Consider the following 13076-nt stretch of genomic DNA (forward strand, 5'->3'; position numbering starts at 1 on the left):
AAGCAATCATCCCCTAACAATTATTTCAGCTCTGGCCAGTACGGCTTATTTACAGGAATCATATCATCAAGAATCTTCTTAGCAACTGAGGCATCAGGAACTGTCTTATTAAGTGTGAAGGCCTGCAACATCTTCGTATATGAATGTTGTTCATAAGCATCAACAACTAATTTTTCACAAGTTTGCTGTTCCATCATTAAGCCACGTTGGAATCTACCAGCTTCACCGGTTGCCATTGGTTGAATACCATCAGCACCGAACAAACATGGGACTTCAACAATTGAATCTGGATCCATATTAGAAATAGCACCATTGTTAGTAGTGTTAGCAAAGAATTTTTCATGAGTATTAAAGGCAATCGCGTGGCAAATATCAACAATATAATTTGAGTGTTCTGCGTTTGCTTCCCAGATGTTTCCTTTAGCAGTTCCTGCTTTAACAATTCTTGCACATTCGTCAAAAACAATTTTTTGCCGATATTCACGAATTTCATCAGTTCTAGTATGCTTAGGATCGGCATTAGCAACTTCATATTGTGGGAAGTAATAGTATTGCATATAAGTATTTGGTAAAGTTTCTGGGTCTAATGCATAGCAATCCTTAGCTTTCTTGAAAGTTTCAGCCCAGCTCTTTTCCAAGTACTTATCAAATTCACCACCAATCCAGTAACCTTCCTTGGCAGCATGTTCTTTAAGCTGCGGCATCAAGTCTTTACCAGTGTTTTTATCACGAATTTCTTTCCACCAGCCAAAGTGATTAAGGCCGTAATAATTAACATCGAGATCATGGTAGTCATTTAAGCCACAAATATGTGCCATTCTAGTCATAATTTCAATTGGCATATCACAAATGTTAATTACCTTAGAATTAGGTCTAAATCTCCGGCAAGCTTCTGCAACAATTGCAATGGTATTGGAATAATTAATCATCCATGCATTTGGTGAATACTTTTCCATATAATCAATAATTTCAATAATTGCCGGAATCGAACGCATACCATAAGCCATTCCTCCGGGTCCAGTTGTCTCTTGACCGTTAACACCATATCTTAATGGGATTTTTTCATCAAAATCACGCATATGATACTTACCAACCCGAATTGATCCCATTACAAAGTCAACATCTGTAAAAGCTTCTTCTGGATCAGTTGTATATGAAAATTCGATTTCTGGAGCACGTTCCTTCATGATAATGGCACAAGCATCACCGATTTTCTTCTGCCGTTCTGCATCATTATCGTAAAACTTTAACTTTCTAATTGGGAACCGATCTTGGTTAGCAATCAAACTCAAAACAAACCCCGGGGTAAAAGTACTACCACCACCAGCAATTACAACAGAATATCGTTTGTGATCTTCAGACATATTTTTTCTCCTTAATAATTCAGTACTCAATTTGAGCAGTTAATTTTTCTAAGCTAGCTTACGTTTATATTTATATCATCATTTTTATATTTTGTATCCGCTTTCTAGCAAAGTGAATAAGCGTTTCATGACTTGAAATAAGTGTTTCACTTAGAGAAATATTTTTCATTGCTATTTAGTAAGACAATGATCAATACTGCAATATTAAAAAAATACTGACTAAAATAGTCAGTATTTTTAATTGTTTCAATGGGCTCAAGACCTATTATCATGACGTTTTTAATAATCGAGGCTCTTTAGCATTAACTATAAAAAATTATTGTACAATAACTAAATTAATTTACCTTTCTTTCCTAAAAAGCTATACTACTTAAGTCGAACAAAAGTTTGCCTATTTTTTAGAAAGAAGAATTAATTAAGTTGAAATTGCTGCTCCTAACCGAAAAAGCTAGTGCTGCTCAAAATTTTGCTAAAGCTCTAGGTGGCACTAGCGGAATTTTTAACGATGACTATTACCACATCGTCCACGCTCACGGCCACCTTTTGCAATTTAAAGCACCACATCAAATGGTTGATCCTGACAAAGTTGCCAAATACAGTGATTGGCATGACCTAAGTAATTATCCGTGGAATTTACTAGATTTTTCTTGGGCTAAAGAAGTCATTCCCGGGATGCAGCAGACCCTAACTCGGATTAAACAAGCTGCTAGTTCTTGTGATGCCATTGTCATTGCCACTGATGATGATCCTTCAGGTGAAGGTGACCTGCTCGGTTGGGAAATTATCAACGCTATCAAGTGGCAGAAAACCGTTTACCGCATGCGCTTTGCTGATGAAACTCCGGCAAATATCCAAAAAGCCTTGCGTGACAAGATCAATGTCACTAATCAATACGAGCAAGGCGAATTTCTAGAAGCAACTGGTCGCGAACGTTTTGACTTTGCCTCAATGCAACTTTCACGTATTGCCTTAATTATTGCCCGACAATCCGGCTTTCAACCAAAATCATTGCGGTTAGGACGCTTAAAGTCAACAATTATTAATCAAGTTTATCAACAAGAAGAAGCCCGCCATAATTACGTTAAAAAATCATATTATGAGGTGCGCTTTCAGGATGCAAATAAAAATATTTTCATTCAGCCTACTAAAGTAAAATTCAAGACAGAAGCTGCAGCTAAACAAGAACAAAAAAAGTATCACCACTCTGCAATCATTGTTGATAGTAAATGCCACAAGTACCAACAACCACCAGACCTACTTGATCTCAGTCACCTAGCGATTTTAGTTGGCAAAAAAGGCTTCTCATCAAGCCAAGTTCTTACAACTTACCAAAAGATGTACGAAGCGAATATTTTATCTTATCCAAGAACGGAAGATACTAAGATTACGCAAGAACAATTTAACCAATTATTGCCAGTAGTTGATCAGATTGCTCATGTCGTTCATGTTGATACTAAGTTATTGTCGCATCGCAATATTAGAAAAAAATTTCTTGTCAAAAATGCCACTCATGGGGCTAACCGACCCGGTCTTAATGTACCTCAAAATTTAGCCGAAATTGAGCAAAAATTTGGTAAATGCGGCCGTGCTATTTACCTTGCTGCAGCTAAAAGTTACCTAGCAATATTAGCTGAAGACTATCTTTATGAACAAGAAAAAGCACATCTAGCTGATTATCCAACTTTTACTTGTACAATTAATCTACCACTAGAATTAAATTACAAACTTATTTTTGATGAAACTGACTTAAAAGATGAGCATCCAAACCAAAGACAGCCTTTTGATGTTAATGCAACACCATTTATTTACCAGGGGCATAATCCCAAACCCAAGGCCCCAACTCATCGTTATATTATTGACTTTCTCAAAAAAGATAAAATCGGAACGGGAGCAACTCAAGAGCAGACGTTAGCCAATATCTCCACTGGCAAAAGCGCCCTAATCAAAAACACCAAGGAAAAATATTCACTGACCTTTCCTGGTTTAATCCAATCAATCTTATGTGACCAGACCTACATTGCCTCACCCAAAGTTACCGAACAACTGCAAGACACGATGAAATTGGTTAAACAAGGAAAGTTTGACTATCGGAACGTGCCCTTTTTAATTAATCAAATTGTTAAACATGACCTGGCAATTGAACAAAAAAATGCGGCCAATTTAAGTAAAAACTCAAAACTAGTTAAACTGCAAGCAACTAAGAAGACTGCATTTACGCCTAAGCCCAAAGTTACGGGAACTTGGCAAGGCAAAGAAATCGTAATTAATCAGACTTGGGGCAAACATACCTTTAATGAACGCGAACTCAAGCATCTTTTTGCTGGTAAGTCGATTACATTTGTCTTAAACAAGCGGAAAATCACGGGCAAATTAGCTAAGCAAACCTATCAGGGGCACCAATTTGTCGGGTTTAAAGCCGACTTTAAGTAAAAAAAGATATTTGCTGGTATAACTTGTAACCTGCTGGGCACTTGTAATCAAAAAGTCTACTTCATCTTCATACTGGCAGTTTCTTGATTAAGCTGCTCCAAAAATTTATTTACTACAATATTATTACCACTTCATTTTTTCTTGCTCTACTTGGTTTCTTTGCTAGTATTGCTAGTCAAAAAATGTCACAATGGCTCGTATCAGCAGTTGACCGCACGATTTTGTCCTCATCAATTGGGGCACTAAATACGATTTTACAAGTTGCTGGACCATTAATGACCACGATTTTTACCAGTATTGCAAGTGCTCTTAACATTAATGTCGCATTAACTGGCTTAATTGTTGTTAGTGTGATTGTCTTCATTGTTGCCGTTTACGCAATGAAGACACAGCATAATAATTAAAATTTTATAATAATTTAAATTTACCTAACCTAGCATACAAACACGGTTTAAAATAATAGTATATCGTTTTTGTTTTTGAGGTAAAGATAATGAAAAAACGTAATAAAATAATTTCTATTCTTGCTGCAGCAACAATGATTGCTCCAGTAGCACTAGTAACAGCCACCCAGCCACAGGTTGCTGCAGCTAAAACACAAAAAGGGACTTTTACCATTGAAAAAGATAATACCGTTCATGTCTATGATCCATCCGGCCATCTTTACACCAGTAAATCTAATCCTAAATTACCAGTTCAAGTTGACTATGATGATTTGCTAATCTTAAATGATGAACCATCCTTTAAATATCTTGGTTACCGTACTATTAACGGTGAACGTTACCTAAATTTAGGACATAACGGCTATGTAAAACTTGCTGATGTTAATACAATTGATGGTAAAAATATTCAACAAGGAAAACTAGTTTTAGGTAGTAATGCCCGCGTTTATAATCGAAATGGTAAAAAGACACCACAAGTTCTCAACTCTGGTACTTTTATTAAATATGCTGATAAAATTGAGCCAATTTCGGAATTAAAAGACTATTATTGTGCTAAATATGATAAAGTTCCGCAAACTAATAAAGCTTATGGTGTCCAGCGTTTCTGGCTACCTTACCAACCAATTAAAGGAAAAGATTATTATGCATTAGGTCATGGTAAATTCATTAAAGCAGCTAACGTTAAATATATCAATGGTTCCCAACTATACACTGATAAGACTATTACTGTTACAGCTAATCATGATCTAAAAGTTTACCGTGGACCACTTAATTATTCAAATAGTGATGATGCAAATGCATTTAACGACACCAATTTGACCATTAAAAAGGGGCAAAAAGTCAAAGTTGATCATGCACTTTACGTAACAAATGAAGATCCTGATTACTACTATCGTTTAGCTGGTAAGGATGAATACATCGATGGCAAAGGCAACGTTAGTGGTGCTACTACAAAATTAGAAACGATGGCATATGAAGACTTATCATCAACAACTGTTGGTTACACAACTAATGCCCAAATTTATACAGCTAAAGGGACCGACATGTTCCCCGGACAATATATTGACTCAATTAATAGCCTACCAACAGCCACAGTTAATGAGTTAGTTTATCTTTGGGTACCCAGCGATCAAAAGGCTGAACTCTTTTACCGGTTAAATAACCAAAATATTACTCTAACAAATAACGCCACACCAACTAAGGACACTCAGCCAATTAAAAAACATGTAGTTAATGGCTATCTCAAGGCTAGTGATGCTGTTTATGCTAGAGGTCAATACTTATCACCACTAAATAGTGCCCAAGATGCTGAAAAAGATAAAGTAACTGCTACTACTAGTGATAAGCAGGCTTTACAAGACCTAATTAGTAAAAGTGCCACTACACAAAAATCAGACAGTTATCGCTTATCTAATGGCGACTTGCGTGGCAATTATGATGCTGCTTTAGCTAATGCTAAGGATATTATTGCTGCAAATGATGCTACTCTAAGTGATGTTAAGCTGGCTACATTACAATTAAAAAATGCTGAACAAGCATTAAATGGTAAAAAAGTCGTCGTTAAAAACATCAACAAATTGACTAATAGTGAAGCTTACAGTATTATAATGTTGGCATCACGTGCTTTTGAAGGCAAATATCAAGAAGACAATGTAATATATGATAGTACCAAACATACATTGACCGTTATGGAAACCGTTGATCAAGGTAATTATAAATTCAAGGATATTCCCCATGTATTGGACATTGCCGATTACGCGACACAAGAAAAATAAGTAATTATGCTTAAACAAAAAAGACGAGAATTTAAATTCTCGTCTTTTTACATACCTAAATCTGTTCTAGAAATTTCAAGCGAAGGATAATGGCTTAAAGTTGGCAAATACGTATCTTGTGGACAACTATAAATCATATAAAATTCATCAACCGTTTTATTTTCGTTTAGTTCGGTAAATTTCTTTTTAGCCAATTGGACATCACTTGTCAAATAAACTACCGCAACAACGCCCAGCGGTTCATCATTTACCTGTTCAACATTACCTTTTAGAATTAGTTTCAAATTGATCTTTTTTAATCACACGGTAAACTGAAATTATTAATACCATCAAGGCACAACCCATTGCCACATAGGCCATTGGTCCGACACTTACTGCCGCTTGAGCCTGTGCCTGGGACATCTGATTTTCCATTGCATACGCCACAATCCACTTACGCATCAAAGTCGGCGTTAAGATAAAGCTAATCGTAGTTATGCCCGATGCAATTAACATTGTATTCCGCGAATATGGCTCTCTAAAGAACTGCGCCAACACGCAAAATGCCGGTGCAATCATTAATAACAACACCCAAATTACAATCCAGCGACCTGCATTGCTGTTCATCATTTGCGCGCTATTGGTTGCGTAACGATATGTTCCCCATAGCTGTCCACCAGTTAGTGTATTAAGCAAATTCAAAAAGTATGAACCTTGTTGCCCATATACGCCGCCGCGATCAGATAATAATCCCTGCACAATTTGAAAACCGTCAGTTGATCCAGCAGATGAAAAGTCAACCATGACCACTTTTTTCATATATGTCGCCAAGAAGATAATAATTGCACCACCAAACTGCACTGCTCTTAACATACTCAGTTTACGCGACGCCTTTAATTTAAATTCCAGACTTAAAACACGGTCAGGGTGATGACTGCGGCCAATAAGATAAATCCCAATTACGACTAGCACCATTAGTAAAACTAGCAGCCACCACAATTTTGCCATAATGAAGAAAATCGCCAAGACAATAATTGCAACAGCAATATATGGACGATCAGAGAAAATTTCCCAAAAGTTCAACTTTAAATGACGGTAATTCGTACGTGTCGGTACGCGCAGTGAATAATGCTTGGTTTCGATACTTTGATGGACGACTTTTTTTCTATCTGTTTCACTTTCGACATACCGCTTGCGATATTCACGCCTTGTTATGCGTGGATCTTTCCCCATAATGCAATCTTCCTTTCAGAAACACTATCCTACCATGTTTAATAGCCGAATTTCTTGTTTTTAGCAAATTTTTAGCAATTTTTATGTGCTAAAATAAAAAGGATTAATATTTTTTAATTAATATAGAAGGATGGATCATTTTGACAAAATCTTACAAGTTACCAGCTGGGTGGCATAAATCGTTTTATACCCTCTGGCTTGGCTGCTTTATTACAGGTATGGGTTATTCAATGACAATGCCCTTTATTTCTTTATTTATCGCGGACCTCGGTCACTACAGTAAGTTGCAAATCAACCTATATTCCGGACTAGCCTTTGCTATGACCTTCATTGCACAAGCAATCGTTTCGCCTTATTGGGGTAACCTCGCTGACCGTAAGGGACGCAAACTAATGTGTATGCGTGCTTCTGGCGTGATGGCTTTGACCATTACTGCTACTGGGTTTGCACCCAATGCTATTTACATTATTGTCATGCGGTTTATTCAAGGTGCATTTTCCGGATACATCAATAATGCCACGGCATTAATTGCTGGTGAGACGCCACACCAACGCAGTGGTTGGGTAATGAGTCAAATGATGACTGCCGGAACTGCCGGTAACTTAGTCGGCCCACTACTCGGGGGCGTTTTATCCAGTTTCTTTGGTAATTGGCTCGGTAGCGTTTGGGGGTATCGAATTCCCTTCTTTATCACTGGTTTCTTAATGTTACTGGTCTTTATTGGCTCTACTTTCCTAGTTCACGAAGAATTTACGCCAATTTCACGTGAAGAAATGAAACCTATGGGCGAAATCATGCACAGCTTACCAAACGTAAAATTAATTATCGTTATGTTTGTGACAACTCTGCTGGTTCAAGCCGCTAATATGTCAATTGACCCTATCGTATCTTTATACGTTAAGTCGATGATGCCCAATAGTAAGAATATCGCCTTTGTAGCCGGGGTTGTGGCAGCAACTCCAGGTCTTGGGACACTACTAGCTGCTTCAAAAATCGGCCATAAAATGGACGAAATTGGACCACTAAAAATCTTACGCGCTGGGTTAATCGTCGGCGCCATTCTCTTTGCACCTATGGCTCTTACTAATTCGCCATGGGTTCTTGCAGGTTTACGGTTTTTACTAGGGATTGCCAGTGCTGCAATGCTACCAGCAGCTCAAACTGTGCTCACGCTGAACACACCAGCAGAAAGTTTTGGCCGCATCTTTAGTTATAACCAATCATTCCAGGCTGTTGGTTCCGTCTTCGGCTCAATGATGGGTTCAATTATTTCAGGTGTTTTCAATTATGCCACTGTTTTTTGGACAACTGGCTTGACATTATTAATCAATTTTATTTTAATTATCTTTTTCAGTTTAAAAAAAGCAAAATAAAATAAAACAGCCTAACCGCAAATGTAATTACGGTTAGGCTATTTTATTTTTTGAAAGGGTTTATCAAATTGATTTATTTATCTGCTAATTTTTTACCAGCATCAAAGTACTTTAGGTCACCAATTGGACCAGATAACTTGAACTTACCATTCTGATAAGTCAACTTAGTAACTGCATCATTAGCTAAGCCTGTACCTTGATATTGTGGATAGTCTTGTGTTGACAAAAACATGTTAATTGCCATTCCTGAACTCACCACAAGGACATTGCCGCCCTTCTTCTGTTGCTTTTTAGCAATTGCTGTTAAGGCAGCTGTCATCCGTTGTTGAACAACCGTTGATTTTTCTGCACGATACTGTTCAGGCAATGTAGTGTTTAACTTGTTAGCTTGATCTAAAGCATAGTATCCGTCCTGCATCTTATTCTGGAATAATTTACCAGTCTTAGTTTGAAAATCAGTAACGTTATCATAACCGTAATATGCTGCAATTTCTGGAACATTTTTAGCCATGTCAGGACGACCTTCATAACTACCATAATTGCATTCACGTAAGCGCGGATCGATTTGTAATTTCACCTTTTTGTTACCTGAATACTTTAAAGCACCTTGAGCCGTTTTTTCCTGACGAGTTAAATCACCAGAATATGCTGCTTGAAACTTAGTGCCTTTAAGGCCCATACCTAAGTACTGTGCACCTTTAACACCATTGTCAGTTAGAGTAAAATCACTCCATCCTTGAGCTAAATGCATTACATTAGCCGTAGTTTCACCATGTCGTGTTAAATAAATAACAACCGGTTTATTGGTTCTCACTTTTTTGGCAGCAGCGGTTTTAGCAGTACCCAAAAATAATGCCAAAACACTAATAGTTGAAACAACTGCTTTCATCCATTTTTTCATTGTTCTTACCTACCTTTTAACCTAAATCTTGACCATTAGTAGCAATAACTTGCTTGTACCAGTCAAATGACTTCTTCTTATAGCGTTTGAAACTGCCTTCACAGCGATCATTTTCATCAACATAGATAAAGCCGTAACGTTTAGACATTTCACCAGTTGAAGCACTGACTAAGTCAATACAACCCCACGGAGTATAACCCATCACATCAACACCATCATCAATTGCACCAGCAATTGCTTTAATATGTTCACGTAAATAATTAATTCTGTAATCATCGGCAACATAATGATTATCATCTGGCTGATCAATTGCACCTAGACCATTTTCAACGATGAAAACTGGCTTTTGATACCGGTCAGATAATTGGTTTAATGCAATTCGCAGACCAGTTGGGTCAATCTGCCAGCCCCAGTCACTACTCTTCAAGAATGGGTTTTTCACGCCACCCATCAAGTTACCATTAACTGTTTCGTGCTTTTCATGAGTCACATCAACAACTGATGACATATAGTAACTAAAGCCAATATAATCAACAGGATTCTTAGCTAATAGATCTAATTCCTCTTGAGTATAGTCAAGATCGCTCAACTTAACACCATTCCGAGCAAGTAAGCTCTTAGTATAAGCTGGGTAGTGTCCCCGTACTTGAACATCTGCACAGAAGAAATTATTAGCTTGATTATCTTGCAATGCAGCTAACTGGTTCTTAGGATCACAGTCATAACTGTAAGTAGTAGCATATAAAATCATGCAACCAATCTTTAAATCAGGATCTAATTCATGACCAATTTTAACAGCTTTACTACTACCAACAAATTGATTATGCCAAGCTTGATAGATATTCTTCTTATCGTTAGCCCCGTTAGAAGCAACTAACCCTTGACTCATTACTGGGAAGTGCGCAGCACTGTTGATTTCGTTGAAGGTCATCCAATATTTAACTTTGTCATGGTAACGAGTTAACACTGTCCGAGCAAATCGCTCATAAAAGTCGATTAATTGCTTATTCTTCCAGCCACCATACTTCTTAACCAAATTCAATGGTAATTCATAGTGTGAAATAGTAATTACTGGCTCAATCTTGTATTTCAAGCATTCATCGATTAGGGCATCGTAAAACTTCAAACCTTCTTCATTAGGTTCAGTTTCATCACCATTAGGAAAAATTCTTGACCAAGCAATTGAAAAACGGTAACACTTGAAGCCCATTTCCGCAAACAAAGCAATATCTTCTTTAAAATGATGGTAGTGGTCATTTCCAATATGATTAGGATAAAAACGCTTAGGATCAATCGTAAAATCAAAATCAGGAGCATTAACAACTGTCATCCGTTCCTTACCACCAGGCAAAACATCAGGCAATGACAAGCCTTTGCCACCTTCTTGATAGGCACCTTCTAATTGGTTGGCAGCAGTGGCACCACCCCATAGAAAGTCTTTAGGAAAATTATTTGTTTCCATTTTATCTAACCTCTCTTTACTACTTTAAGTCTAAAAATGCATCAGTGGCCTTAACTTGACCATCTGCAACAACTTTAACCTCATTATAGTCCTTTGTGTTGGTTACAATCACGGGAGTAGTTAAAATATAACCAGCTTTTTTAATTGCATCCATATCAAATTCAATTAATGGATCACCAGCCTTAACTGCCTGATCTTTTTTAACCAATGTCTTAAAGCCCTTGCCATCAAGTTCAACTGTATCCATACCAATATGAATCATTACTTCGGCACCCTTATCAGACTTAAGCCCGATAGCGTGTCCAGTAGGAAAGACCATGGCAACTGTCCCAGCAACTGGTGCATAAACCTTACCTTCACTTGGTTCAATTGCAGCACCTTGACCCATCGCACCACTTGAAAAGACTTGATCCTTAACGTCACTTAAAGCAACAACTGTACCGCTTAACGGAGCAACTACTTCTTCTGGAGTAACAGTTGCCTTAGGAGCATCACATGTAGCTTCACTATTGTTAATTTCTTTTACTTCTGCATTAGCATTATTTTCAGCAGCTGCAACGGCTGGAGCAGCTTCAGCTTCACCATCAAGTGGAGCATCAACACTCTTTTTGCCGAATAACATTTGGAAGACAAAACCTAAAACAGTAGCAACTGCCATAGCGATAATTAAGCCATAAACGCGCATGTCGATACCGTTTTTACTGATTGCATCTGGAATTGAGAAGATTCCCATTCCGGCCATGATGTAAACTTTAGTACCAAACATACCAATCAGGCCACCACCAATAGCTGAAGCAATACAACTCAAAATAAATGGTCGCTTGCGTGGCAGGGTAACACCATAAATAGCAGGTTCAGTAACACCAAAGATTCCTGAAACAACAGCTGGAATAGCTATACTACGAGTCTTTTCGTCCTTAGTTTGGAAAATAATAGCAGCTACAACACCGGTTTGAGCAAATGATGCAGCAAGTGACAAACCTAAAATTGGGTCATAACCCATAGCTGCAATGTTGGTCATCATAACGGCAACAAAGCCCCAGTGGACACCAAAAATAACAAATACTTGCCAGAATGCACCCATCAGGATACCAGCTAAGATTGGGCTGAAGTTGTAAACGGCACTAACACCAGCAGCGATTGCATTACCAAGCCAAGTAGCAATTGGTCCAATTACGATAAAGGTTACTGGAATAGTAATCAGCAGCACCATAAACGGTACCAAGAATGTCTTAACAACGTCAGGAATAATCTTCCGTGCTAATTTATGTACTTTAGAAGCAAACCAAATAGCCAAAATAATTGGAATAACCGATGAAGTATAATTCATTGAAATTACTGGAATTCCAAGGAAAGTCATGTGGATTGGTGCTTGGAAAATTGTTCCTTTGAATAAAGTAAACAGAGTTGTCTTACTACTATTCATCGCAACAATTGTTGGGTAACAAAGTGCAGCACCAATTGTTGCACCAAGGTAACCATCAAGCTTAAATTTCTTAGCAGCAGAAATACCTAAGATTACTGGCAAGAAGTAGAATAAACTGTCGCCAATAGCATTCAACACTGTATAAGTACCTGAAGTTTGTGCTTCCCAGCCCAACGCAACGAACATTGCATTGAAACCTTTAATCATTCCGGCCGCACACATTGGCCCTAAGATTGGGTTGAAGATACCAGAAATCAAATCAATAAAACGATCAGCTAAACTCATATTACTGGTATCAACATAATCATCATCAACTTCGCCACCATCGGAAAAGCCACCAACTTTAATTAAAGTATCATAAACATCGGCGACGTTATTACCGATAACTACTTGATACTGACCACCAGATTTAACCAATGAAATAACCCCATCAGTTGATTTCATTGCAGCATCGTTGGCCTTTTTTTCATCCTTCAACTTAAAGCGTAACCGTGTTGTACAGTGAACAACACTGGCTACGTTATCTTTACCACCAACATTGGCGATAATCTTTTGACTTAAATCCTCGTAAGCCATTTCTTCCTCCTAAAAATTAACAAAATAAAAACCCGTGAACCTAAAAAACTATCCTACCAATGTAGTAGAAGAAGTTTCTTATGTTCTCGGGTTAATGCCTGATCGAATCAGTAA

At 37.7% G+C, this 13076-nt stretch carries 10 protein-coding genes; 4 read left to right on the forward strand and 6 right to left on the reverse strand.

Annotated elements, in window-relative coordinates:
• Positions 1–20: 20 nt before the first annotated feature.
• The gene (locus OZY43_RS07575) at positions 21–1364 is read right to left on the reverse strand and encodes a 6-phospho-alpha-glucosidase (RefSeq protein ID WP_277164620.1); all 1344 of its coding nucleotides are present in this window, start codon (positions 1362–1364) and stop codon (positions 21–23) included.
• 420 nt (positions 1365–1784) lie between these two features.
• On the opposite strand from OZY43_RS07575, the gene OZY43_RS07580 reads away from it, so the two are divergent.
• The 3 genes from OZY43_RS07580 to OZY43_RS07590 all read left to right on the forward strand — a co-directional run bounded on the left by OZY43_RS07580 (position 1785) and on the right by OZY43_RS07590 (position 6012).
• Positions 1785–3794 (forward strand): DNA topoisomerase, encoded by a 2010-nt coding sequence (locus OZY43_RS07580; RefSeq protein WP_277164622.1) that lies wholly within the window; start codon positions 1785–1787, stop codon positions 3792–3794.
• A gap of 83 nt (positions 3795–3877) precedes the next feature.
• Positions 3878–4198, forward strand: a complete 321-nt coding sequence (locus tag OZY43_RS07585) for a hypothetical protein (RefSeq protein WP_277164624.1) — start codon at positions 3878–3880, stop codon at positions 4196–4198.
• 89 nt (positions 4199–4287) lie between these two features.
• Positions 4288–6012: an FIVAR domain-containing protein gene (locus tag OZY43_RS07590; RefSeq protein WP_277164626.1), complete on the forward strand. Its 1725-nt coding sequence runs from the start codon at positions 4288–4290 to the stop codon at positions 6010–6012.
• Between the two features lie 47 nt (positions 6013–6059).
• On the opposite strand, the gene OZY43_RS07595 is transcribed toward OZY43_RS07590, so the two are convergent.
• Both OZY43_RS07595 and OZY43_RS07600 read right to left on the reverse strand, forming a co-directional pair.
• Entirely contained in the window at positions 6060–6296 is a 237-nt protein-coding gene (locus tag OZY43_RS07595; RefSeq protein WP_277164628.1) for a hypothetical protein, read from the reverse strand.
• Entirely contained in the window at positions 6274–7224 is a 951-nt protein-coding gene (locus OZY43_RS07600) for a cytochrome C5 (protein ID WP_277164630.1), read from the reverse strand. Before OZY43_RS07600 ends, OZY43_RS07595 begins: the two co-directional genes overlap by 23 nt.
• Before the next feature lie 134 nt (positions 7225–7358).
• Between OZY43_RS07600 and OZY43_RS07605 the strand changes: the two genes are divergently transcribed.
• Positions 7359–8597 (forward strand): MFS transporter, encoded by a 1239-nt coding sequence (locus OZY43_RS07605; RefSeq protein WP_277166394.1) that lies wholly within the window; start codon positions 7359–7361, stop codon positions 8595–8597.
• Between the two features lie 73 nt (positions 8598–8670).
• Here the strand turns inward: OZY43_RS07605 and OZY43_RS07610 are convergent, their stop codons facing one another.
• The 3 genes from OZY43_RS07610 to OZY43_RS07620 are packed head-to-tail and all read right to left on the reverse strand — an operon-like array spanning position 8671 to position 12962.
• Complete coding sequence (locus OZY43_RS07610; RefSeq protein WP_277164632.1) at positions 8671–9498, reverse strand: histidine phosphatase family protein; 828 nt, start codon at positions 9496–9498, stop codon at positions 8671–8673.
• A 16-nt stretch (positions 9499–9514) separates the two neighbouring features.
• The gene (locus OZY43_RS07615; protein WP_277164634.1) at positions 9515–10960 is read right to left on the reverse strand and encodes a 6-phospho-beta-glucosidase; all 1446 of its coding nucleotides are present in this window, start codon (positions 10958–10960) and stop codon (positions 9515–9517) included.
• Between the two features lie 19 nt (positions 10961–10979).
• The gene (locus OZY43_RS07620; protein ID WP_277164636.1) at positions 10980–12962 is read right to left on the reverse strand and encodes a beta-glucoside-specific PTS transporter subunit IIABC; all 1983 of its coding nucleotides are present in this window, start codon (positions 12960–12962) and stop codon (positions 10980–10982) included.
• Positions 12963–13076 lie beyond the last annotated feature (114 nt).

This window comes from Lactobacillus sp. ESL0785 (genome assembly GCF_029395455.1).
In the GTDB taxonomy this organism is placed as follows: Bacteria; Bacillota; Bacilli; order Lactobacillales; family Lactobacillaceae; genus Lactobacillus.

What these genes read in the sequence shown, in the direction of transcription:
- OZY43_RS07575 (WP_277164620.1), bottom strand. Translation starts at nt 1,364, where the DNA reads ATGTCTGAAGATCACAAACGATATTCTGTTGTAATTGCTGGTGGTGGT.
- OZY43_RS07590 (WP_277164626.1), top strand. Translation starts at nt 4,288, where the DNA reads ATGAAAAAACGTAATAAAATAATTTCTATTCTTGCTGCAGCAACAATG.
- OZY43_RS07600 (WP_277164630.1), bottom strand. Translation starts at nt 7,224, where the DNA reads ATGGGGAAAGATCCACGCATAACAAGGCGTGAATATCGCAAGCGGTAT.
- OZY43_RS07610 (WP_277164632.1), bottom strand. Translation starts at nt 9,498, where the DNA reads ATGAAAAAATGGATGAAAGCAGTTGTTTCAACTATTAGTGTTTTGGCA.
- OZY43_RS07615 (WP_277164634.1), bottom strand. Translation starts at nt 10,960, where the DNA reads ATGGAAACAAATAATTTTCCTAAAGACTTTCTATGGGGTGGTGCCACT.
- OZY43_RS07620 (WP_277164636.1), bottom strand. Translation starts at nt 12,962, where the DNA reads ATGGCTTACGAGGATTTAAGTCAAAAGATTATCGCCAATGTTGGTGGT.